The organism is Sphingobacterium multivorum (assembly GCF_039511225.1).
In the GTDB taxonomy this organism is placed as follows: domain Bacteria; phylum Bacteroidota; class Bacteroidia; order Sphingobacteriales; family Sphingobacteriaceae; genus Sphingobacterium.
The window spans coordinates 3,057,093-3,081,674 of sequence record NZ_CP154261.1; the positions used below are offsets into that span (position 1 = coordinate 3,057,093).

Annotated in this window: 21 protein-coding genes and 1 tRNA gene; 12 read left to right on the top strand and 10 right to left on the bottom strand. The window is 39.9% G+C overall.

Annotated elements, in window-relative coordinates; all coding sequences use genetic code 11:
* Window positions 1-122 precede the first annotated feature (122 nt).
* The 3 genes from AAH582_RS12710 to AAH582_RS12720 all read left to right on the top strand — a co-directional run bounded on the left by AAH582_RS12710 (window position 123) and on the right by AAH582_RS12720 (window position 3,157).
* A complete protein-coding gene (locus AAH582_RS12710; RefSeq protein ID WP_343317803.1) occupies window positions 123-884 on the top strand; it encodes a 5'-nucleotidase in 762 nt (253 codons plus the stop codon).
* A complete protein-coding gene (locus AAH582_RS12715) occupies window positions 862-1,821 on the top strand; it encodes a bifunctional metallophosphatase/5'-nucleotidase (RefSeq protein WP_046673333.1) in 960 nt (319 codons plus the stop codon). The genes AAH582_RS12710 and AAH582_RS12715 overlap by 23 nt, the downstream gene beginning before the upstream one ends.
* 121 nt (window positions 1,822-1,942) lie before the next feature.
* Window positions 1,943-3,157: an MFS transporter gene (locus AAH582_RS12720; protein ID WP_112374110.1), complete on the top strand. Its 1,215-nt coding sequence runs from the start codon at window positions 1,943-1,945 to the stop codon at window positions 3,155-3,157.
* A 75-nt stretch (window positions 3,158-3,232) separates the two neighbouring features.
* Here the strand turns inward: AAH582_RS12720 and AAH582_RS12725 are convergent, their stop codons facing one another.
* The 4 genes from AAH582_RS12725 to AAH582_RS12740 form a co-directional block, all read right to left on the bottom strand.
* Entirely contained in the window at window positions 3,233-5,236 is a 2,004-nt protein-coding gene (locus tag AAH582_RS12725) for a M13 family metallopeptidase (RefSeq protein ID WP_343317807.1), read from the bottom strand.
* Window positions 5,237-5,341: 105 nt separating this feature from the next.
* On the bottom strand, window positions 5,342-5,551 hold the full coding sequence (locus tag AAH582_RS12730) for a hypothetical protein (protein WP_343317809.1): 210 nt from the start codon (window positions 5,549-5,551) through the stop codon (window positions 5,342-5,344).
* A 60-nt stretch (window positions 5,552-5,611) separates the two neighbouring features.
* The gene (gene metA / locus AAH582_RS12735; protein WP_343317810.1) at window positions 5,612-6,553 is read right to left on the bottom strand and encodes a homoserine O-acetyltransferase MetA; all 942 of its coding nucleotides are present in this window, start codon (window positions 6,551-6,553) and stop codon (window positions 5,612-5,614) included.
* A 113-nt stretch (window positions 6,554-6,666) separates the two neighbouring features.
* Entirely contained in the window at window positions 6,667-7,197 is a 531-nt protein-coding gene (locus AAH582_RS12740; RefSeq protein WP_070564020.1) for a TlpA family protein disulfide reductase, read from the bottom strand.
* A gap of 233 nt (window positions 7,198-7,430) precedes the next feature.
* Between AAH582_RS12740 and acnA the strand changes: the two genes are divergently transcribed.
* The 3 genes from acnA (at window position 7,431) to AAH582_RS12755 (ending at window position 12,576) form a co-directional block, all read left to right on the top strand.
* On the top strand, window positions 7,431-10,199 hold the full coding sequence (acnA, locus tag AAH582_RS12745) for an aconitate hydratase AcnA (protein ID WP_343317813.1): 2,769 nt from the start codon (window positions 7,431-7,433) through the stop codon (window positions 10,197-10,199).
* A gap of 287 nt (window positions 10,200-10,486) precedes the next feature.
* A complete protein-coding gene (locus tag AAH582_RS12750) occupies window positions 10,487-11,053 on the top strand; it encodes a pentapeptide repeat-containing protein (protein WP_343317815.1) in 567 nt (188 codons plus the stop codon).
* A gap of 137 nt (window positions 11,054-11,190) precedes the next feature.
* Window positions 11,191-12,576: a WG repeat-containing protein gene (locus AAH582_RS12755; RefSeq protein ID WP_343317817.1), complete on the top strand. Its 1,386-nt coding sequence runs from the start codon at window positions 11,191-11,193 to the stop codon at window positions 12,574-12,576.
* 76 nt (window positions 12,577-12,652) lie between these two features.
* On the opposite strand, the gene AAH582_RS12760 is transcribed toward AAH582_RS12755, so the two are convergent.
* Window positions 12,653-13,522 (bottom strand): DUF808 domain-containing protein, encoded by an 870-nt coding sequence (locus AAH582_RS12760; protein ID WP_112374105.1) that lies wholly within the window; start codon window positions 13,520-13,522, stop codon window positions 12,653-12,655.
* Window positions 13,523-13,655: 133 nt separating this feature from the next.
* Between AAH582_RS12760 and AAH582_RS12765 the strand changes: the two genes are divergently transcribed.
* The 4 genes from AAH582_RS12765 to AAH582_RS12780 all read left to right on the top strand — a co-directional run bounded on the left by AAH582_RS12765 (window position 13,656) and on the right by AAH582_RS12780 (window position 17,007).
* The gene (locus AAH582_RS12765; RefSeq protein ID WP_070564004.1) at window positions 13,656-14,213 is read left to right on the top strand and encodes a DUF4256 domain-containing protein; all 558 of its coding nucleotides are present in this window, start codon (window positions 13,656-13,658) and stop codon (window positions 14,211-14,213) included.
* Window positions 14,214-14,244: 31 nt separating this feature from the next.
* Window positions 14,245-15,102: a DUF6265 family protein gene (locus tag AAH582_RS12770; protein WP_343317819.1), complete on the top strand. Its 858-nt coding sequence runs from the start codon at window positions 14,245-14,247 to the stop codon at window positions 15,100-15,102.
* Window positions 15,103-15,163: 61 nt separating this feature from the next.
* Complete coding sequence (locus AAH582_RS12775) at window positions 15,164-15,622, top strand: GyrI-like domain-containing protein (protein ID WP_046673474.1); 459 nt, start codon at window positions 15,164-15,166, stop codon at window positions 15,620-15,622.
* A 92-nt stretch (window positions 15,623-15,714) separates the two neighbouring features.
* Entirely contained in the window at window positions 15,715-17,007 is a 1,293-nt protein-coding gene (locus AAH582_RS12780) for a chloride channel protein (RefSeq protein WP_343317822.1), read from the top strand.
* A 60-nt stretch (window positions 17,008-17,067) separates the two neighbouring features.
* Here the strand turns inward: AAH582_RS12780 and AAH582_RS12785 are convergent, their stop codons facing one another.
* The 3 genes from AAH582_RS12785 to AAH582_RS12795 form a co-directional block, all read right to left on the bottom strand.
* On the bottom strand, window positions 17,068-18,489 hold the full coding sequence (locus AAH582_RS12785) for an RtcB family protein (RefSeq protein ID WP_046673475.1): 1,422 nt from the start codon (window positions 18,487-18,489) through the stop codon (window positions 17,068-17,070).
* A 103-nt stretch (window positions 18,490-18,592) separates the two neighbouring features.
* A complete protein-coding gene (locus AAH582_RS12790) occupies window positions 18,593-19,687 on the bottom strand; it encodes a slipin family protein (protein ID WP_343317824.1) in 1,095 nt (364 codons plus the stop codon).
* 407 nt (window positions 19,688-20,094) lie between these two features.
* Window positions 20,095-20,156: transfer RNA gene (locus AAH582_RS12795), tRNA-OTHER, on the bottom strand.
* Window positions 20,157-20,703: 547 nt separating this feature from the next.
* Here AAH582_RS12795 and AAH582_RS12800 point away from each other — a divergent pair.
* Window positions 20,704-21,291, top strand: coding sequence for a hypothetical protein (locus AAH582_RS12800; protein ID WP_343317826.1), 588 nt, complete (start codon window positions 20,704-20,706; stop codon window positions 21,289-21,291).
* Window positions 21,292-21,376: 85 nt separating this feature from the next.
* Here AAH582_RS12800 and AAH582_RS12805 read toward each other — a convergent pair whose 3' ends face one another.
* Window positions 21,377-22,630 (bottom strand): amidohydrolase, encoded by a 1,254-nt coding sequence (locus AAH582_RS12805; protein WP_343317828.1) that lies wholly within the window; start codon window positions 22,628-22,630, stop codon window positions 21,377-21,379.
* A 76-nt stretch (window positions 22,631-22,706) separates the two neighbouring features.
* Window positions 22,707-23,558: an AraC family transcriptional regulator gene (locus tag AAH582_RS12810; protein WP_046673479.1), complete on the bottom strand. Its 852-nt coding sequence runs from the start codon at window positions 23,556-23,558 to the stop codon at window positions 22,707-22,709.
* Between the two features lie 388 nt (window positions 23,559-23,946).
* Between AAH582_RS12810 and AAH582_RS12815 the strand changes: the two genes are divergently transcribed.
* Window positions 23,947-24,579, top strand: a complete 633-nt coding sequence (locus tag AAH582_RS12815) for a hypothetical protein (RefSeq protein WP_343317830.1) — start codon at window positions 23,947-23,949, stop codon at window positions 24,577-24,579.
* The last annotated feature ends 3 nt before the right edge of the window (window positions 24,580-24,582 follow it).

Below are 24,582 nucleotides of genomic sequence, written 5' to 3' on the forward strand. Positions count from 1 at the left end.
GACAAAGCTTAATGTGTAACAATATTAAGCTTTTGTTGTTTTTAAAAATTAGCTAACATTGGATAAGATTTGTTCATATATAATTGGCTAACTTTGCGTAGTATTTGGTTAAATTAAAAAGAATGAATATTTCGAAGCAAATTGCCTTTATTGGTAGCCTTGGTGTCGCTTCGCTTTTGATGGTTACAGGTTGTACAAAACAACTCCATCCAACGCAAAAAGATTTCCAACAATATCATATCAATAGCGATATGCAAGCTGATCCTGCAGTCGTGTCAATCTACGAACCCTTCAAACACAAAATGGAGGCGGAGATGAATCGTGTGATTGGACATGCGGACAAGGCATTGACAAAAGAGAAAACAGCGGAAACATTAATGGGCAATTTTTTTTGTGAAGCCTTGTTGTGGATGAGTGAACACAATGCTCATAACCCTGCGGATTTGGCGTTCGCAACAAAGGGTGGGATCCGAAATGATCTTAAAGCAGGCGATATTACTGTAGGACATATTTTTGAGGTTATGCCCTTTGAGAATACATTGACTATACTCGAGCTCAAAGGTAGTCAGATTCGTCAGCTTGCTGACTATATTGCTACAACACATGGACAACCTATAGCCGGAATGACGTTGACAATTACAGGCAACAAAGCTCAGGACATAAAGATCAAAGGTCAAGCTATTGAAGATAATAAGTTATATAAACTAGTGACCTATGATTATCTTGCCAATGGTGGTGATAACCTCACCTTACTGACACAACCTGTATCGCGGGCTAATTATCCGCAACGTATGCGTGAAGGTTTGATTGAATATGTGAGCGAATTAACGAAAGAAGGTAAAAAAGTAAATGCAGAATTAGATGGAAGAATTAAAATCAATTAACCGAAGATCTTTTATCAAGCAAGTTGGTGGATTTTCTGCTGCAGTTGCTTTGGGATCACTTCCTTTTCAAGTCGACGCGAAGAGCAAAAAGGTAAAACTTACAATTTTACATACCAACGATGTTCATAGCCGTATTGAACCGTTTCCAATGGACGGCGGCAAATATCAGGGATTGGCTGGTGTTGCACGCCGAAGTACACTGATCAATAAAATCCGCAAAGAAGAAGAACATCTTCTATTACTCGATGCAGGCGATATGTTCCAAGGCACCCCCTATTTTAATCTTTTTGGAGGAAAACTTGAGCTTGACCTCATGACAAAGTTAGGTTATGATGCCGGGACATTTGGAAATCATGAATTTGACAATGGTCTTGACGGTCTTGTAAAGTACCTGGATCACGCTAAATTTCCGTTCTTAACGGCAAATTACGACTTCAAAGGAACCGTGTTGGAGGGCAGAACCCAAGATTATACCATATTCCATAAAGGTGGAATAAAAATAGGCGTGTTTGGACTAGGGGTAGATATTGAGGGATTGGTTGACCCCAATAACTTCAGGGGAATGAAATATTTGGATCCTATTGAAGTTTCCAACAAGGTGGTCCGCACATTGAAAGAAAAACACAAATGTGATTTGGTTATCTGTTTATCGCATTTGGGCTATCAATATGAAAACGACAAGGTGTCGGATCTGATCCTTGCCGCCAAAACCTCAGATATCGATCTCATTATCGGTGGACATACGCACACCTTCTTAAATGAACCAACACTGGTTACAAATTTAAAAGGAACAAAGACCGTTGTGAATCAAGTCGGTTTTGCTGGAATTAATCTAGGACGTATTGACTTTATTATGGAACCAGGGTCTGACAAGAAACAAATGGTCGCGAGTACCTATCAGGTCAATCCGACAATTCCGGAGTCCATGTTGGCATAATATCAACTAATTTTAACAAATGCCAAGTTGACTAATCAATTTGGCATTTTTTTTACCAATACTATAAGAAGACGTATGAAGTAAAAACTTATACGGTCTATACACGCTGATTCGTCATTCAATGAAAAGAATTTTATCGATTTACCTCGACTCCTTTAAGGGACTGTCTCAAGCCGCATGGCTACTTGCCATAGTGATGCTCATTAATAGAATGGGAAGTATGGTGATTCCCTTTCTTGGCCTCTACATGACCCAGGTTCTACATTTTGACATTAAACAGGTCGGTGTGGTATTGATGAGTTATGGATTCGGCTCCGTTTGTGGTTCCTATATCGGTGGCTGGTTGACTGACCGGATTGGCAGCTTCAAGGTTCAGTTCGGAAGTCTGGTATTGGCGGCCCCTTTATTCTTACTGATCCCACATTTCAAAGAGGTGCAGTCCTTATCCATTATGATTTTTACGTTAAGCTTAATCTTTGATGCCTTCAGACCTGCAAACTCCGTGTCAGTGGCAAGTTATGCTAAACCCGAAAATATCACGCGCGCCTTTTCATTGAATCGTCTTGCCATAAATCTGGGGTTTTCAATCGGCCCGGCGGTGGCTGGATTTTTGGCCACCATCTCATTCAATTGGATCTTTTATGGAAATTCTTTTGCCGTCCTTTGCGCTGCAGTGATTTTCTTTGTCTTTTTTCATAAACGAGAAAAAAGAAGCGATATTAAATCTAAAAAAGAGATTACTGCTGAAAACGAATTACCTCAAAAGACACGAAATCCCTATACCGACCTACCTTTTGTCTTATTCAATATCTTTTGTTGCATTTTCTCATTCTGTTTCTTTCAGTTGATCACAACGCTACCTATTTTCTACCGAGAAGTTCACCATTTGAATGACCACCAAATCGGATTTCTACTCGGCTGGAGTGGATTCGTTATCGTATTACTGGAGATGTTTATTGTCCATATAGCTGAAAAAAGATTCTCGCTTATAAGCACGCTCGTCTTTGGAACATTTTTATGTGCCAGCTCTTATGCCATGTTAAATTTTTCAGGTGGACTCGGGTGGTTATATTTCACATTCTTTATCTTCGGCCTTGGCGAGATGCTGACACTACCTTTTATGGCAACGGTTTCTGTTAACCGTTCGACACCTAAAACACAAGGAGCATACATGGGGTTCAATTCGTTGGCATTTTCAGCTGCAAATATATTTTCGCCGCTTTTAGGGACTAGCATTGTCGATTCCTTCGGTTTTACAACCTTATGGTGGGCAACCGCATTAACCTTATCTGCTACGGCGATCGGGTTCTACTTGGTTCTGAGATGGATGAAGTAGCCTACACTTGATAAATGAAAAACGGGTGTATGCTCATATGAGATACACCCGTTTTTCATTAAACATGGCTGAAACCTACCAAATTTTGATACGTTTATCGACCGGAACAAACATTTTGTCGCCGTTCTTTGTATCCCAAGCTTTATGGAAAGCATCTAGGTTAATGATCGGGGCAAAAGCACGGTACTGTGCTGGAGAATGTGGATCAGTTTTTACTTGATTGACCACAAACTCATCGGTAGTTTTCGTTCTCCAAATCGTTGCCCAGGAAAGGAAAAAGCGTTGGTCCTGTGTAAAACCATCTATTAATCCAGGATTTCCCTTATCGTTCAGATAGAGTTGCAATGCATCAAAAGCCACTGATGAGCCACCTAAATCCCCAATATTCTCCCCTAATGTAAAGCGACCGTTCACAAAAACACCTGGTACAGGTTCGTAGGATTCAAACTGACGTACCAAAGCATCAGCCGCTGCTTCAAATTTCGCCTTATCGCTGTCGCTCCACCAGTTGTTCAGGTTTCCATTCCCATCGTATTTAGCACCCTGGTCGTCAAATCCGTGTGAAAGTTCGTGACCAATTACCGCACCAATACCGCCGAAATTAACTGCAGCATCAGCTTTATAATCGTAGAATGGCGGCTGAAGAATCGCTGCCGGAAAGACAATCTCATTAAACAGTGGACTATAATAAGCATTCACAGTCTGTGGAGTCATCCCCCATTCAGATTTGTCCACTGGCTTATCTTGTTTCGCTAAATTCTGGTAAAATGCCCATTTACTCGAAGCCAATACATTTTCATACAACGATGTCCCAACATCAAGTTTGCTAAAATCTTTCCATTTATCCGGGTAACCAATTTTAACTTTAAACTTAGCCAGTTTGTCCAATGCCTTTACTTTCGTTTCATCCGACATCCAAGTCAATCCCTTGATATGCTGCCCGAAAGATTTAACGAGATAGCTTACAAGCTCTTCCGCTTCAGCTTTGGCCTTTGGAGGGAAGTTTTCTTTCACATACAATTTCCCTAATAACTCACCTGCGATCGAATTGACAAATTCCACACCGCGCTTATCCAAAGCACGCTGCTCCTTTTGTCCTTTTAACTTACGACCCCAGAAATCAAAATACAGATCATTTAACTCCTGTGTAGTATATGACGCAGCATTATTTAAAATATGGAATGTCAATAGCTCTTTGATAACCGGTAGATTTTCAGGGTTGAAAACCCGATCCAAATTTTCGTAATACTTTATTTCCGGTACAATAACAGTATCAGCCTTAAAACCGACATCCTTTAGGTACTTTGCAATATCGACGTTTTTCACAATCTTTTTTAGATCGGCTACAGCGATCGGATTATATCGCCCATTTGCATCGCGTGATTGCTCAACGGTTTTAAGGTTTGCCGCCAGCTGCTTTTCAAAGGCGACAATTTTTGGACCTTTTAAATCCTTCGTAATTTGGCCTGATTTAGCATAAAGTGCAGAGATATAATTTGAATAATCCGTTAATGTTTCTTCGTTCTTCTTATCTTTTACTTGATAATAAGAACGTCCAAGCCCCAGACTTCCTCCGCCGAGGTATACTGTATTAACATCGGAATTTTTAAGATGCGCATATACATAGCCACTAAAAAAAGGATTTCCACCAATCGGTGCTACCTCAACAAGATAGTTGTATAAATCATCAAAATTCTTGATCGTTGCAATTTTAGCAAGATAAGGTTTAACAGGCTCTAAACCAAGTTTATTACGTGTTTTCATATCCACAAATGATTTATACAAATCACCTATCTTCTGATTGTCTGTACCCTTTTGGAATTGTCCAGTTAGCGATTCTTGCAAGACCTTCAATGTAGCAATATCGGTATTTTCACGCAATTCGTCGAAAGAACCCCAACGTGCTTTATCAGAGGGTATTTTGACTGTTTTCATCCATTGTCCATTCACAAAATTATAAAAGTCATCTTGAGGACGAACACTCTTGTCCATGTAATTCACATTGATTGCGTTGTTTTGCGCTTGGCCCGCCAATGAGCCGCAGGTTAACAAAGCTGCTAAAAGTAGATTTTTCTTCATATAAAAATTTAGTTTGTCTGTCGCTATACACAAACTTAAGCAAAGTTCTTCTATTGTTAATGCAACAATTGGGATTCTAATCGCAACTAAAACTAATGGGAATAATCAAGTGTTGGTTTTATTGCGTGTTGATTTGCGTAGTACAAGGATAAAAATCAGTAGAAACAGTGCGACACCGGCAATCCAAATCCACGGATTAGCATACCATAACGTCCCATTCGCTTCTTTGAGCTTTTGATTCTCTTCCAGGGTAACCTGTGCTTTCAATAAAAAAACTGAAAAAACAGGACAAACTATTAAAGCAGTCTTTTTCATATTTAATCACTTCATATGAATAGAATACTCTTTTAGCTGTTTTTGTTTGAAGGAATTAAATTATCCTTGTTTGATTTCGCCTAAATAAACCACGTCTTTTAGATCAAAAGGAGTTTCTTGATACACAAAGTAATTCAACCAATTATTGAAAAGAAGATTCGCATGACTTGTCCAGCGCACCAGAGGGCGATTTTCGGGGTTGTCATCAACATAATAATTTGCCGGCATAGCAATCTCCTGCCCTTTTTCTAAGTCTCTTTTATATTCTTCATCCAGTGTAAAAGGAGCATATTCCGAATGTCCCGTCAAATAAAACTCGCGTCCCCCGCGTGAAGAAACAATAGCAATACCGGCTTCTGGCGATTCTGAAAGAATTTCTAAACCCTCTTTTACCCGGAGATCATCCTTCTCAATTGTTGTATGGCGGCTGTGCGGTATAAAGAATTCATCGTCAAATCCACGGAATAAAGGATGTCTTTTGTTTAACGCAGTGTGCTTAAATACACCAAAAAGTTTTTCCGTTAATGGCTTCTTCTCTACACCATAGAAATGATACAATGCCGCTTGAGACGCCCAACAGATATACAAACTTGATGTTACATGGGTCCTCGCCCAGTCAAAGATGGTCTGAATTTCATCCCAGTAGGTCACTTCCTCAAAAGCAACCATTTCAACTGGAGCCCCCGTAATAATCATTCCGTCGTAGAAATTCTCCTTAACCTCGGTCAAGCTCTTGTAAAACATTTCCAAATGCTCTTCGGGGGTATTCTTTGAAACATGCGTTTCAAGTCGCAAAAATTCCATTTCCACCTGCAAAGGATTATTTGACAGCAAACGAATAAAATCTGTCTCTGTCGTAATTTTAAGCGGCATTAAGTTCAGTACCAAAACACGAAGCGGTCTGATATCCTGCTCATTTGCTCTTAAATCACTCATGACAAATATATTCTCCTTTTTCAACAGCTCAATGGCAGGAAGGTTATTAGGAAGTTTGACCGGCATAGATAATTTCTCCTTATACAATTAGCATGCAAAATTAGCAAGAAAATGCCATAAATGCTAAATGAAACATAAATTATCTTCCATTATATTGTTATAGTCTCCAAGACCAAAAGCTATTCCTTGCTTAAATCCAATAGGGATTTTCTGAATTTCTGTGACCCAAAGTTCATTCCACCTACGTGTTTAATGACCAGCTTACCAGCCTTATCCAAAATAATCGTTGTTGGTATGCTTGTGGTACTCAATTCTTTGGGTAAAGCCGAATTTAATTGATAGACCGGTAGACTATATTTTCTTTTCGCCATAAACTTCCGCGAAGCGCTAAGATTTCCATCGATATCGACAGCCAAAATAACAATAGCATCGTTGCCCTTAAAGTCCTTATAGAGTTGATCCAAGGAAGGCATCTCAGCAAGACATGGTGGACACCATGTCGCCCATAAATTAATAACCACAACTTTTCCTTTGAGCTGGTTTAAGCTCAATATATTGTTTTTACTGTCCCTAAAACTAAGATTGTATCCTTCGGTTCTGCTCTTATTCTCCTCCTCGACCACACAATGCTTGCTTGCTTTAACCAAAAATGGATTGCAAAACAACAAACTAACCAATAAAAGGAGACTATAATTTACTTTTTTTGTCATATAACACTTTAACTAAGCCTAAACATTACCATAACGTTTGTATCCTAATTTGATTGCTTTTACAACAGAAAATTAATCGAATTTTTTCACGCGTTTTTATTAACGGATTTTTCAGCGGCAATGGAGGTTTAAATTCGGTGTTAGAATACAAAAGCGAAAAGATAAGTGTAAAAGATATTACAAACAAATTTAGGGATATGTATATTATATAGTATGAAAATAAGTAAATGAATATGAGCAAAGAGAAATCAATACAAGAAATTGAAATTAACGGAAAAGTTTACCAGTATAGTTCTATTAAAGATCTCCCTGAAGGTAATGTTATGCACCTACCGTTCAGCATCCGGATACTACTGGAAAATGTATTGCGTAACCATGATGGATTCAGTATCACGGACGAGCATGTCAATACCCTGATTCATTGGACTCCACAACCTGTTGACAAAGATATCCCCTTCAAACCGGCCAGAATTTTAATGCAGGATTTCACCGGAGTACCTGCTGTAGTCGATATGGCATCACTACGTGCCGAATTTATCCGTCATGGCAAGGATGGACAAAAAATAAATCCTGCTATCCCGGTGGATCTGGTCATTGATCATTCCGTTCAGGTCGACTACTTTGGTACACAGTACTCGTATGACAAGAATGTCGAGTTGGAATATGAACGCAACCGTGAGCGTTATGAACTCCTTAAATGGGCACAGAAAGGATTAAAAAATTTTACCGTTGTTCCCCCAGGTATGGGTATCTGCCATCAGGTCAACTTGGAATATCTTGCCAAAGGAGTCATTGAACGTGACAATTGGCTTTTTCCTGACACATTAGTAGGGACTGATTCGCATACACCAATGGTCAATGGTATTGGTGTATTAGGTTGGGGAGTTGGTGGTATTGAGGCCGAGGCAGCCATGCTTGGACAACCCATCTTTTTCACCTGCCCCGAGGTTATCGGCCTTAAACTTACTGGCAAAATACCAGCGACATGCACCGCGACGGACATGGTTCTTTCCATCACAAAAATACTTCGTGATAAAGGTGTTGTGGGCAAATTTGTTGAAGTATTTGGCGATGGATTAGACAGCCTTTCGGTGACAGATCGTGCGACAATATCCAATATGTCACCAGAATTCGGCTGTACGGTTACCTATTTTCCGATCGATGACCGAACCCTTGAATACATGCATAGCACCAATCGAAGTGCCGAACAGATTAAAATTGTTGAAGATTATTGTAAAAGCAATTTACTCTGGCGGACAGGCAAGGAAGAAATTCAATATTCGTCGGTTGTTGAATTCAATTTATCAAGTCTGGAGCCAACTGTATCCGGCCCTAAGCGACCTCAGGATAAAATTCTTGTGAAAGATCTAAAAACTACATTTTCACATCTCTTGGATAGCGAACACCATCGACAGTATATCCCTGTTCTACAGCGATCGGAATCTGCTTGGCTTGCCGACGGCGGGTCTGGTACGGAGTTTACCTTTGGTAAGGTACCTGTTGAACATGATTCACCGCATGAAGTTATCCAAGAGTCTATTCATGCTGTGCGCATCAAGCACAATCATAAAGAATATATTGTCAGTGATGGCAGTATTGCCATTGCCGCCATAACAAGCTGTACCAATACTTCTAACCCTACTGTGATGATCGGCGCAGGTTTATTGGCCCGTAACGCTATCGAGCGTGGACTGCGGACCAAATCCTGGGTAAAGACCTCCTTAGCCCCTGGTTCAAAAGTCGTTACACAATACCTTGAAAGATCAGGACTTAGTGCTGATCTCGATGCCCTGCGTTTTCACACGGTGGGTTACGGTTGTACCTCCTGTATTGGAAACTCGGGTCCTCTTCCACCACAAATAGCAGAGGCAGTGGAAAAAGGTGAACTCATTGTCGCATCGGTATTGTCTGGTAACCGAAATTTTGAGGCGCGTGTGCATCCTCAGGTAAAAATGAACTTTTTAATGTCGCCGATGCTTGTTGTTGCCTATGCGTTAGTCGGAAGAGTTGATATTAATCTCTTGGAGGAGCCGCTCGACTACGACCCAAATGGTGAGCCCGTATATCTGAAAGATATTTGGCCGAGCCGCGAGGATATTATGGAAACCGTCAATGCCTGCGTCAAACAATCGGATTTTCAAGAAGTTTATGATGTCATCTTCGATGGTTCAACAGACTGGCAAGAACTTGAAGTGAATCTGGATCAAAATTACCAGTGGGACAACACGTCTACCTACATTAAAGAATCGCCCTTTTTTGAAAATTTACAGGCTGTACCAAATCCGATACAAGACATCCAAAATGCAAGGGTATTACTTTATCTTGGTGATTCGGTTACAACGGATCATATCTCACCTGCAGGGTCATTCAAAGAAGAAACTGCGGCTGGGCAATACCTCAGCGCACATCAGGTAAGTAAAGAAGATTTTAATTCGTATGGATCTAGACGTGGGAACCACGAAGTTATGATGCGTGGAACATTTGCCAATGTGCGTATTAAAAACAAAATTACTGATCGTGAAGGTGGATTTAGCCGCTATTTCCCAAGCAATGAGGTGAAGACGGTGTATGAAACCGCAATGGAATATCGAAAAAACAACACTGCACTCATTGTGCTGGCAGGAAAAGAGTATGGTTCGGGCTCCTCAAGAGATTGGGCTGCAAAGGGAACATTCCTGCTCGGCGTACGGGCGGTTATTGCTGAAAGTTTTGAGCGTATTCACCGAAGTAATCTTGTCGGTATGGGGGTAGCACCACTTGTGTTTATCAATGACGAAAATGCAGAGAAATTAGGACTAGATGGAACAGAAGTCTATAGCATCACGGGACTTGCGAACGATTTAACACCCCATAAACTCCTCTCGGTAAAGGCGGTGCATGACAATGGAAAAACAACCACATTTCAAGTGAAAGCAAGACTCGATTCTGCCATTGAAATCGAGTATTTTAAGAATGATGGTATTCTGCAATATGTGCTACGGCAATATTTAAAAAACAACTAATATTCGGCAAATTGAAGAATCGAAATAGCTAAAAAAGTAAAGGGCACTCTATAGGGTGCCCTTTAACAACTATATTAAAACCTACCAGAGTTCTACAATACTTCAGTCTTGCCCCCAGAATTATGTTTTATGGCTATGCCAAATATAGTTGTAAAAAATTACCCTTTTTATCCCTGAAATCAGGTATTTTGCATACAAGCGGATGTAGCGCATTGACTTCATTTTAAAGTAAAATCATTCGGGAGAATTGTTTATTTTCGCTAAGATCAATGCCAACAGCATACAGAATGGAAGAACTTATCGAACAAACAATCTCGAAACAAACATGGACCCCTGAACTGAAACAAGTTCAGGAATTTTACAAATGCACCTTTGAGCAATGTGATTTTCAGAGCGCGGAACTGTTAGACCTCATTTTCACAAATTGTGAATTTAAATCGTGTAATCTTTCCAATGTCAGTCTGAAGGGCACACAACTAGATCATGTTGTCTTTAATGACTGCAAAATGCTAGGTATACACTTTAATGAATGTAGTTCATTTTCCTTTCATGTTAATTTCAGCAACTCGGTATTGGATTACGCCTCTTTTTTTGAACGAAATATAAAGAAATTTCAGTTTGATCACTGTTCGTTGCAACATGTGGATTTTGAACGAGCCAATCTGCAACAGGCGGTGTTTAGAAAAGCAAATTTGTTAAATGCCCGTTTTATACAAAGCAATCTCGAAGGCTGTGATTTTCGGTCCTCCATCAACATCCAGCTCGATCCCGAGGCCAATCGCATGAAAAAAAGTAAATTTGGTCGGGAACAGCTGCCTGGACTATTGCTTAAATATCAGTTGGCCATCGATTAAATCTTAGATGGGGTTTGATAAGGGCCGAAGATCGTTGCATGAGATCAGCTCGATTTCGATTTATCGTTAAATAACGGATTTCAGGGATAAAACACCTTACATTGAATCAGGATATTTGTCTTTCAAAGTTTAAGAAGATGAAAAAAATATCCCTATCGTTCGCAGCTATCTTGGCGGCCAGCAGCATGTCGTTTGCACAAATCAATAAAGCATTCAAGATCAACTATGCCATTACCTATTCCGTCGATCCCAGCGAAGAAGCGCAAGCAGCTCCAGTTTCTGTCTACGAAGCTTATGTTAACAATGATAAAATAAAAGTTGTATCGGCTTCCGGAGAAGACGAAGAGTCTATATTTCTCGTTAAAAAAAATGAAGAGCAATCGGTTATATTATACCCAGGACTGGCAAAATATGTCGTGAAAGAAAATGAGCTTAGCTCACATGCGATCAAACTCGTCCCAAACCAGACGAAAATGATCGCTGGTTATCCCTGCAAACTAGCGCAGGTAGAAATTCCTATTTCGGAAGATAACGCGGAAAACAGTACCCTATCGATTTGGTATAGCGATAAACTGCCAGTCGCCTATTGGGAGGGCTTTGATCTGTTCAAAAAAATACCTGGGGCTGTGCTGCAGCTAACAACACCGCTTGGCATGAATATGATTGCACAGAACATCACCGATAGCCAACTGGACGAAAAGGATTTTATTGTACCTGAGGATTATGAACAAGTAGCATCAATTTATGATGACGAAGAGGATGCGGAAGATAGCAACCAGATTGCTGAAAATCTCTATTTATTTGAAGATGCTGCAACTAACCTTTTGGGGGTAAAAGACGGCGATGAAAAAACAATTGTGCCAGCACAATACCTTTACATTGCTCCATTTGTTGGCGACCTGAGTATAGTTCAATATAAAGATGAAAAATATGGTGCCATTAATCTCACCGGTAAACCAATCCTCCCCTTCCGATACGATTATTTAGGTTACGATGACCATCTTGGCCAACTGGTTTTTGGACTAAACGAAAAATATGGGGTCATGGATAAGTCTGGTAAAATTTTGATCCCAGCAAATTATGATATGATATCATTCATTAACGGGGGCTATGCTGTATTTCAAGTGAAAGATAAATATGGCATATTGAATCAAGCGGGTAAAATAATTGTCCCGGCAACGTATAGCTTTATTTCTGAAAACAATGCAACGCATTTCGTCAGCATCGAAAACGACAAGTATAATCTTACTGATATTAAGACCAATCAAATCGTTGCGCCCGACTACGATTTGATTTCAATTACCGAAGAACCCAATCTTTTCCTTGCAAGCAAAGGTGGAAAGTATGGGTATTTAGATGGTCAGGGAAAAGTTGCAATACCATTTATATACAGTGGAGCTACCTCGTTCAGTGATGGCGTGGCTTCTGTTTCATTAGCGGATTCGGACGATGTAATTTTGATTAATACAAAAGGCGAACGTGTGGAAATAGATGCTGCGGCAGAGGCAACAGATATAATTTAAACATCAAAAACCAAAAAAGGCAACAGATAGATCTGTTGCCTTTTTTGGTTGCTGATCATCAATGATCAGTATAAGGTTATTTTTTCTTTTTAAACAGCATTTTGCCGATCGTAAATAAAATCACCACAATTATGCCTCCACCTAAGCCAAATAACAGCTCTTTTAGCATGCTTGGCAGAGCGGGTAGCGCGTGATGTAAGAAATCAATATAATGCGCAAATATTCCGCCTGAAACCAAAATTAAAGCAAATGTACCAACCACAGCCAATAACTTGATAACAAAAGGCAGTGCGCGGACTAAAAAACGACCTAAACTCGCTACAGGGCCTTTTTCACGGGAGGTTTTAATCAATTTATAACCTGCATCGTCCATCCGAACGATAAGTGCCACAATACCATAGACTCCAACTGTGGCTAAAAAAGCAACAACCGAAACCGTAATAATTTGTAAGGACAAGCTTTTTCCAAGAACTGTCCCTAAAGCGATAATGACGATCTCCACGGAAAGAATAAAGTCTGTCGTGATAGCCGATTTTACCTTCGCTTTTTCAACAGCAACTGAGTTTTCAGCAACGACAGTCTCTACTTTCGTTTCTTCTGTAGCATGTTTGCGGTGAAACAGGTATTCAATAATCTTTTCAACACCTTCAAAAGCAAGGTAGAAACCACCCAAAATTAAAATATATTTGATGGCAATTGGAAAAAAGACGTTCAGTAATAAAGCAATAGGTACAATGATCAACTTATTGAGCAGCGAACCCTTTGTAATTGCCCATAAAACTGGGAGCTCACGTGAAGCCAAAAAACCAGTCGCTTTCTCTGCATTTACCGCTAAATCGTCACCTAAGATTCCAGCAGTTTTTTTTGTTGCGATTTTGCTCGCCACTGCTACATCATCCATCAACGCTGCAATATCATCTAGTATTGCAAATATTCCTGAAGCCATATTTATATAAAAATTGAACGTAAAAATATAAATTTAATTCAATTTTGAACTAAAGAATTTAATCCATTTGTAATATTAAGCTACATTACATTTGATTTAAATACGTAATTTTAATACCACAAGGACAACCGTTATGAAAAATTCACTTACACTGCAGGAACAGTCAATGCTACTTGAAACACTAAAACAAAGGTTTCAGAAATTTCCTAAAAGACATCCACAGATCAGTTGGGATGATGTCGCGCATAAATTACTTGAAAATCCCAAGAAATTATGGAGCTTGTTCCAAATGGAAAAGAGCGCTGGCGAACCCGACCTTATTCTGATTGATGCAAACAAAGAACAGTATGCTTTTGTGGATTGTGCTGAAGAAAGTCCCAAAGGAAGAAGAAGCCTCTGTTTTGACCAAAGAGCCATGGATGAAAGGAAAGAAAACAAGCCTATTGGGAATGCTGTGGAAGAAGCTAAGAAAATGGGAACTGAGCTACTGAATGAAGAACAATATCGCCAACTTCAACAATTAGGTGAATTTGATTTAAAAACTTCCAGCTGGATACAAACACCAGATGCCATCCGCAAGCTTGGAGGTGCCTTATTCTGTGACCGACGTTACAACCAAGTCTTTACCTATCATAATGGCGCAATCTCCTATTATGCCGCACGTGGATTTCGCTGCATACTTTTTCTTTAAAAGTCCCTAACCTTCAAAATTTAAAACCTATATGAAAACAATTGTAATAGCCACCCTGCTCTTTTTCTGGGGAGCTGCCCAACCGCTTTTTTCACAAGTATCTTTTCCATCGTTCTTGGAAGGGACATGGAAGGTGGACAATAAAGAGCAATACGAACAATGGGATCGTATAAATGAACACGAATTAAAGGGACTTTCCTATACGTTGAAAAATGGGCAAAAGATCGTCAGTGAATACCTAAAATTGACCAAAATAAAGGATAAAGTTGTATACACAGCACTGGTCATCGGACAAAACCATGGAAAAGAAGTCAATTTTGAACTAAGTTATCAGGATAGTACCTATTCGTTTATCAATGAGGCCCATGATTTCCCCAATTACATTCGGTACACACCAGTCGCCACAAACCGACTTCACATTGTAGTGGAAGGAAAATCGGGAAGAGCCAGGTCTTTTTATGCGAGCAGAATTGCACCGACCACGACTGAAGGAAACCCAAATTACGATCAAGAGCTCGCAAAAAAATTGGGGGCTGATGATTATGGAATGAAATCCTACATCTTTGTCCTCCTCAAAACTGGCGAGAATAAAACAACAGACAAACAATTCATTAATGAATGTTTCAAAGGTCACATGGAAAATATCAATCGTCTCGTAAAAAATGGGCAATTGATTGTTGCTGGCCCATTTGGAAAAAATGACGACAACTTTCGGGGCCTTTTTATCTTAAATAACATGGCTTCAACTGATGCGGCAAAGCATATTTTAGAGAACGATCCAGCGATAAAAAACGGCCTCTTAGAAGCTTCGTTTTACCCCTGGTATGGTTCAGCTGCCTTGGCAGAATATCTGTCCCAAGTAGATAAAATCTGGAAAAAACAACATTAGCTCTTTAGTCATGACATAGGGTTGTCATTGGCCGATCTAACTTTGGGGAAAACTAAGCGAAATGAATAATAAAATAATCCCTTCATTCAGTATAATAGGTCTTGCCATCCGTACAAGCAACCAAAATGGGCAGGCGGCGAAAGACATTCCAGAACTTTGGGCCCGCTTTTTTAAAGAAGATGTGTTGAGCCGTATTCCCAACAAGATATCCAGCGAACTCTACTGTATCTATACCGAATATGAAAAAGATCACACATTGCCTTATACGACTTTATTAGGCTGTAAAGTCAGCAATCTTGAAGAACTACCCGAAGACTTGGACGGTATTCATATCGCTGAAAACCATTACCGACATTTTACAGCAGAAGGAAATTTGGAAGATGGCATCGTTTATGAAACTTGGCAAAGGATATGGCGTTCGGATTTACCAAGAACGTATGCCGCAGACCTCGAAATATATGGCGAAAAAGCCCAAAATCCACACGATGCAAAGGTGGATATATACATAGGGATTCATTAGGGTCTTTATCGTAACAAAACGTATGTGTTAAGGTGTTTATCGTTTATTTTAAACTAAATAACCCTTACCTTTGTGCCGATTTAAAGAAAAACATGATGCAAGGCAATACGACATACAGAAAAAAAGTTGTTCGATATAGCTATCTAAAATTAATTGGAAGTTCAGCGCTCGTCAGTATCGTTTGTTGTGTATTGGCATACAGCCTCAAACACAGCACAGCTTATGTACAGGAAGAATTGTTTGAGAGTGTATCTTCCTGGGATGCCAAACTTTTTATTATTTTACCCAGCATAGGTATTACAGCGATTTACTTCTTACGGAAATACGTTTTTCAAAACAGAAAAAACAAAGGGATCAAAGAAATCTATACGACACTGGAAACAAGAAAAGACCATTTACCTTTTTTTAAGATTCCTTCACATTATATCAATGGTTTTCTAACGGTAGTTTTTGGTGGGTCAACCGGTGTTGAAGTCTCTACAGTTGTTGCATCAGCCACGGTGGGTAACCAAGCGTATAAGCGATTACATCCAGCTTGGGCTTACAAAACCGAGTTGATCTGCGCTGGCGTAATCGCTGGAGTCACCCTGTTGTTTGGAAGTGCATTGGGTGGTTTTCTTTTTGCTTTTGAGGTAATTGCACGCAGATATAACAAGACCTTGCTCATTAGCGGACTAACTTCAATGGCCGTGGCTTCCGTATTTGTTTATTGTCTTGACGCAAGTCCTTTGTTTACATTTGAGGTAAAAGCATGGCGATGGCAGGCGATCCCTTTTGTCGCTATTTTGGGATTGATTGGCGGGATTTTAGCATTATATTTTACTAAAACGGTAATTTATGCGAAGTCCTATTTTGCAGGCATAAAAAGTAATTTTATCCGTGTCAACTTGGGTGCAATCACCGTTGGAACGTTTATCTTTTTCTTACCGGTACTCTATGGCGACAGCTATCATGGTCTTGGAGAGATTCTAAAAAGCAGTCTGCATGATTCTGTCAATTTACTTTACTTTCTTCCGTTGATCCTGCTTGTTCTCTTAAAACCTTTTGTGGCTTCTCTGACGCTAGGTGCTGGTGGTGACGGCGGCGTTTTTGCTCCCAGTATTGTTACAGGTGCATTGTTAGGCGTTTTGTTTGCACAGCTTTGCAACCATTATCTAGGCACACAATTGGTGGTTATTAATTTTGCTCTTTTTGGTGCTGCAGCAATGCTTTCTGCGGCTATACATGCACCTTTCACGGCGATCTTTATTATTGCAAGCCTTGTTCCTTCCGGATATTTATTACTAGCCCCCCTACTCATCAGCAGTTTTATTGCGAAAGCGCTAGCTAAAAAACTATATCCTTATAACGTATACACCTATAAGGAAGTGGCGACGGCCAGGTAATCAAAAGAAATTAAACACGAAAGCGGCTCAAACATCAATCTGAGCCGCTTTTTCTTGCCATTAGTCTTCTCTGCTCCCATCATCGGCCATACGGACAATCTTGGGCGAAAATTTGGCCACGACATCAACAAGATCTTTTTGTGAAGCCATGACAGTGTGGATGTCTTTATAGGCCATCGGCGCTTCATCCATCCCTGCTCCAAGCAGCATAACACCTTGATCTTTAAGCATCGCATGAAGGTCATGGGAAGATAAGGTTTTAATCGCTTGTGTACGGCTCATCAGTCGACCTGCCCCATGAGATGCCGATTGTATAGCATTCGACTCCCCTTTTCCGCGAACCAAAAAACCTGGTGTCGCCATGGAGCCTGGAATAATCCCCATTACCCCTTTTGCAGCGGGCGTCGCACCCTTTCGGTGTACAATAACATCTTGACCATTCCAAGTTTCCTTCCATGCAAAATTGTGGTGATTTTCAACTTTCGCCAACAATTCAGCTCCTAAAGCCAACGTGATCTTGTCATGGATCACTTCGTGGCAGGCTGACGCATAATCGCCAGCGAGATTCATGGCCAGCCAATACTCCTGTCCCTCATGGCTATCCAGGTCCAGATAAGCCAGATTTTCCGCTTGATAAGGTAACTTACATACGGATTTGGCCAGCTTGGTATAATGTGCTGCTAGGGTAGCGCCCATTCCTCTTGAACCCGAATGTGTCAACAAACCCAAATAACTGCCGCTATCAATGTTTAAAACCTCATCTCTTTCCTCAAATTCGACTATACCAAATTCCACAAAATGATTCCCCCCACCGGAAGAGCCCAATTGGGTCCAGGCTTTATCCTTCAAGGAGGAAAGCAAGCTGTTTTCATTGAATAATTTGTTTTCCAGTACAGCATGATCTACGCGTTCATGTTTCAGGTATCCATTACCAGCCCCAAATTTACTGTTGCGTAGAATAATATCTTTCAGCGTCATTATATTGTGCTCCACAAATGACCCCGGTAGATCAAAGATGGACAAAGCCATACGACAGCCAATATCGACACCAACACCATAAGGGATCACGGCATTATTTGTCGCCAGAACTCCTCCGATTGGCAATCCGTATCCTTGATGGGCGTCTGGCATCAATGCTCCGGCAACCGAAACTGGTAATTTCATGGCGATATTCATCTGTGCTTTCGCCCCTGTTTCAATTTCAGACGAACCGTAAATGGTATAATCCGCCGGGTTTTCGTTCAAGACAATTAATGACTTGTCAATTGCCTCTTGCCCAAGCAGAGCACTCGCTAAAATTCCGAAAACAGCATCATCAGAATAGCTGGTCGGATTTTCCAAAACAGCTTTAAACTTTTCAAGCATTTCTGCCCGCGTAAAACCGTGTCTTTTACTGTTGATCTTCAGCGCTACGCCCAAGCTATGATTTTCTTTATATCCCAAAGCAATTAAGTCATTGCCGTTTATTCTCTTATTTTCCATTTTCTTACTTTCTAATGCTATAGAGTAGCTTTACAACTTCTCCAAAGCAGGTAACAACAGCTCTTTACGTTGCTACCTGCACCTCTTTCAATTTAATAATCTTTTATTTCACAAACAATTGTTTGAGTTGGTCAACAATCTGTCCATTTCCGGAAACCGAAATCGTATTGATCTTTTCTGCGATCTTTTCGACATATTCCATTTCCTTCAACTTAAACAACATACTGTTTTCTTCCATCAGCTTCGCCGTATTCAACAAACTCCGTGTCGAAGCGGTCTCTTCGCGACGCATGATGCTATTTGCCTGCGCCCTCTTCTCTGCAATCAACACCTGATTCATGATGTCCCGCACATCCCCTGGTAAAATAACATCTTTAACACCGCAGGTCAACATTGTTAGTCCCAAGCTCGCAACCTGTTGTAATGTATTTTCTAAGATATAGCCTTGTATTTCAGTCTTCCGCTCCATCAGCTCGTCTAACGTCATCTGCCCGATATAGGACCGTAGGGTCAACTGCATCAACGAATACAATTGCTTCTCATAGTCTTTATTATTCAATAGTGCTTTGACAATATCCACAATCTGATATTGCAGCGTGAAATTGATTCTGATCTGTGCCTTATCTTTAGACAAGATCTCCTGTCCTACCACCTCCAAGGTCAAAACCCGCATATCAGCTTTTGAAATCGCTATGGTTTTTGCATTCTTCCACCAATAATACGTTCCCGACTTCAAGATATCCACAAACACACCGTCTACAAAAAGCAGGGCTTTCTCATTTGGTTCAATTTTATACTGACGTACATAATAGCTCAAACTCTGTTTCTCCAACAACTGACGATTTAAAGATGCCGGAACCTCAATATCCGCAATGTCTTCCAGTTGAAATCTGCGTTCACGCAATTCCTTCCAAAAAACATGTCTGCCGGAGGCTAACGTCTTTTCGAAATTATTATTCAAAAAAACAAGACAAATCTCCGTATCGCCCACCTCAACGATGTCAACCAATTCACTAAAACCTGCCAACTGCAAAAGCACATCGATATTACGATCGGAAGGAAATGAATGAGTAGTTGTATATTTCTCCAGTTTTTCACCAAATCCCAACCAATAGTTACCGGATTTTAAAACACGGACCACCATATTGTTTTTAATAACCAATCCGATTTCTGCTGTAGTTATCTGTACTCTTTTCATTTGTATATTCTTTTAAATTTTCATTATTGCTATTATAAAACCTGCTATTTTTTATCCCTTGACCTCAAGCGGGATTCAAAAGCCCAAGTACCCGCTTTTAAAATCAAAAGTCGGTGAACAAATACCCCATCTTATTGGTCACGACTTTTTAGTATAAATTCAAATACCACATCTTAGGAATCTCAGGCCATCAATCAATTGCATAGTCGCATGAAAACAGCGCATAAGCAGGATAAAAAGATAGCAAGCTTCTACCAAATGACCTTTTTAAAGAAGGTCTTAACTTTGAATGTCCGAATGGACAGTTCGGTGCAATACCCTTATGCTATTCCATCCGAAAATGGAAGTGGGATTCGAACCCACACGATTGAGCTGTTGTTCTACCCAGACTGAACTATCCTGATTGCTCAGGAGTAGGAATCGAACCTACGACCCACAACTATCTGCTCTGCTCTACCCTTGAGCTACCTTTTTACGGGAGAGGACTCGAACCTCTAACACGAGCACTTCCTTTCAACTTCTCGTTTTATCAGTATATTGATTCTCATAGAGAACAATACTAACCTGCTATACTGAAACAGGTGACCAGGATGCCACTGAAGAAGAAAGGCTTCTTTAATACTTCATCACAAAGTATATATCTTAAAGCTATTCGCTATAATTTCATCAAAGAACGTTTGTCAATGTTGACATTACAAATATCGTTGGGTTAATGCGCAGGGAATTTGCGTAAGAAAAAAAAGAAGTAAAAAAAAAATTAGAGAAAATATAAAATGCTGTTATACAGCAATTAAAAATAAATGTTTAGCATCAGAAATAAACAAGGGACTCTTAACTACGCAGATGTATTGCGTTTATACACCACACGATCGGCGCACGGAGCTTTGCTTTATTTCAACAAGAATGGGAAATAGGATTTTTTGGCAAATATGCTGTAGAAATATAGCGGTAATCCGTGATCGTGTTATGGGATTTATATTCTAATTTTACACCCAAATAAAAGACGATATCAAAAGATGAAAAGTTTGTATGCAACAATACTGCTGTTTTACATGCTAGCGAGCTGTATGAATCCAACGAAAAACCATAAAAGCACTACAGTGGAACATCCTGCAAAGCAGGTTTTAATCAACGACGGCACAGGCACAGCGAAGCAAAACACGACAATTGCTCAGCATCAGCAAGCGGAAGATTGGTTAAAAGAGATTTTTAAATGTAAAAGTTCTGCATCCGGCAAATATTGTTACTATCTGGACAAAGAAGATGCCTTATGTACCAAACGCTTTCAGGCGTTCTTAAAAGATGCCAATGAAATTTACGGGCCATCTAACCTCACAGATGAAGAACTGCCCAAAGCTGAAGCAGCTTACAAAGCTAAATGGGAAAAAATCTATCCCTTATATACAGCTGAAACCTGGTTATTTGGAAGAGGTAATGACGACGCATTGGATATCAAGGATGTTAAAATCGACAAAATAACGGAGAGCAAGTTTATCGTATTTATTGATTACGGCGATAATATCCAAACCAAAAACGAGGTTCAATTGGTCCATGAGCAAGGTTCTTATAAAATAGACTACTGCAAGACGACTTTCCTACATTAACCGTAATCCCTCCTAACAAATGAGCATGCCAATTCCCCAGACGATAAATTGGCATGTCAAATGTTCTTATTATGTACTATTTTAATCAAGCTTGTGAACTATTGTTCCATTTGACGAGATTTCCCTGATGAATAAGCCCATGGACGGTCGAGATCCGAGAAACTGCTTCTGCTGAACAACTCGCGTCGACAAAAAGAAGGCTAGCATCATCTCCTACTTTCGGCCATACCGAATTCCCGTGGTCATCAAGCGGGATTTTGCCATTGGTCGCATAACGAAGGCAACGAGATAGCTCGAATTCAGTTTCATAACCATATAATTGCGCGGCTAGATTGGCTTTCTGAAGCATATTACCACTACCAAAAGTACCCCAATGATCCTGAACATTGTCGTTCCCCACAAAAACTTCCACTCCCGCCTTTTTCAGTTCCCGAAATGGCATCAACATATTGCGGAAAGGAACCGAACTGCATATACCGACTTTCGCTTCTGCCAGTCGTTCGGCCATGTGTTCTAAGTCTTTTTTCGGCAGGTAGCCTAAGGCGAAAGCATGACTGATAAATGTGCGTCCCTGTAATGCAGGGTTTTCCAATGCTTTATCAATCAAATATTCCATAGTCTTAACACCTGATTCTCCACCTTCATGCAAGTGGATATCGATTCCCTTGTTATTGTCCAATGCAAGTCGAACCGTCAAGTCCATCGGTTTCTCGATACTGCCGTCAATACTAAAGGGATCCAAACCACCGATAAAATCCACCTGTTCCCATTTTGCAACTTCCTCCATTAGCTTAGCGGATTCTGTATAGAATAGACCATGTTGGGGGAATGCGACCAGTTCTGCAGCAAAGGAATACTTTAAATGTTCCAGTGCCTGTAACAGATGTTCCAATGACTTCGTCCCCGATGTTGGGTCTACATTAAAATGTGTACGCGCAAAATTAGTTCCGTAGCCCTGCAATAGCGCAATCAATTTTTCGGCACGTTCGACAGAGGTTTTCAATAATTCAGGAATGATGATCTGTTCCTTGGCAATCATATCTTTTACAGTCCTGTTTTTTGGAAATACCGCCTTCCAGGGCAGGCCGTATAAAGTTTTATCTAAATGAATGTGCATGTCACGGAATGGCGGTAAGGCCAATTTACCTTTCATGTCAAAGCCTTTTCCGTCAATACCCGATTGCGCTGGCTCTATATTTTTTATTTTATTTGCCTCGATTTGAATATCAAATAATGCCGTTTTCGTAGCAACAATTTCTTCCTTCTCATAAAGAAAGCCTGTTTCTAGTAATACGTTCCTCAACAAATAAGTATCTTGATTTTGATTGATTTCATTCATGCTTAAATCATTTTCACCAAAGCTAAGTGATTTGGGACAATGATCCTTGTACGAATTATCACAGCTTGTGTATAAATTATGGCTGCGCTTTAAACTGACTTGGTGTCATATTTGTATGGCATTTAAAAAACTTGCTGAAGCTTGCATTATCGTAAAATCCTAGATCAAAGACAATAGCTTTGATCGTTTTATCCGAAATTTTAAGCAAGCGCTTTGCTTCCAATAACACGCGTTCCTGAATCAAAAATGAAGCTGACTTGTGTAACACCCGATTACTTAACACATTCAGATAGTTTGCGGATATATTTAGCTTCTCGGCATAAAAAGCAACGGATTTTTCACTTTTATACCATTCATCGATAAGCTGAACAAATTTTGCCACAATCGGATTATCCTGATGTTGTTCATAATCATGATAATTATCCTGAACGATCTTGCTAATCAGAAGGGCAATTACTTTAACCCGCGCGTAAATCAATTCCCATAGGATATGGTCGTCCGCTAGATCAGCTGCAATTGCTTTAAATTCTGCCAATAGCGACTGAAAGTGGATCGCTGAAAGATCAATGACCAAATGCTTTAGATAATAAGAAATAGGAAATCGCAATGCAGGTAATAAGCTTTCGAACCAACGTCTGCTGATCATGAGCTGCAATGCATGGGTCGAGTCGTCCATCTTCCACTGATGTACCTGACCTGGAAAAACGAGATGTAATTGATTACATCCAAGCGTAAAGTGATCGAAGTCTATGGTATGCGTACCTACAGACTCTTCAAATAATAAGAGAATAAAAAAATCATGTTTATGCGGTTCATTAATTTCCCGAGGACCAATAAGTTCGTGAAAAAGCAGGTCACAATCCGCAATAATCCCTTCCTGGAATTTTTGCAGATCTAGTATTGGAAAATGGTCGTTGGGTTGATACATAAACAGTATTCCAAAGATAGTATCTAAATATTAAAACAAAAAACAAAAGCTAGTGAGAGCTGGTAACAATACTAAAAATTACTTCCAACTTATGACCAGCTTCGTACTGTAAACACAGTGAGTCCACAGTAAGTCCACGTTGAGTCCACCTTTTTTATGTGCAATTACCGTGGCTTCATCGTACAGACATACTGCTTACAGTCCGAAGTTGATTACTAATAGGCTATCATTTTTTCTAACGAAGCCCTTAAGCTTGCCCGCAATTATTGACAGAAATTGTTACGATTATCATTATTGATTAATATCAAAAAAACGTTACTTTGAAATAGTTTATAGGGTCTGATTTAGGTCGAATGCCTATGCCTCATTTCCAACTTAAGATCGAAACATGCAAATTGAAATAGGGAGTATATTTTACGAAATAGTACTTTGGAATAAAGATTACATCCAGATTCTAGGTAGTTCATCACCCTATCGTGTATACGCTCCAGCGCATTGCGATGTTGCTTTCCTCAAAGAGTACATTAAGCTAAATCCTCCAGAAAAGCTAAATCGTCCAGAAAGTAAATCGGAAGATTCATCCTATTCCTATCTGGAAGATCCCTACCACCTATTTGGAAAACCTTATTTGGTCAAGATTTATACGTCCGCAATGCTACCAACTGTTGAATTGACAGCAACGAGTATATGTGTATATCAAAAGAAGAACACAAATACCTTGAACTTACTGTACAAATGGTGCCAGGAATTACTCTACCATGAAGTCGTCAAGCAAATTGCTTACTGGGAGGAGCAATTGGATATATATGATGTAGCAACAGTAACCATCCGCAAACTACCCAAAAGTGATTTTAGAATCGTTGAAGGTGGATTTCAATTTTCAAATCGACTCATTGATTTTAAAAAAGAACACATCAATCTAATTATTCTAAAGGCTTTCTGTAAATTTGCGGATAAGACCCGAAAGGAAACAGAAGCAATTTTCAATCTATATATCCCAAACTGGAGAGATCTTTATTAGCAC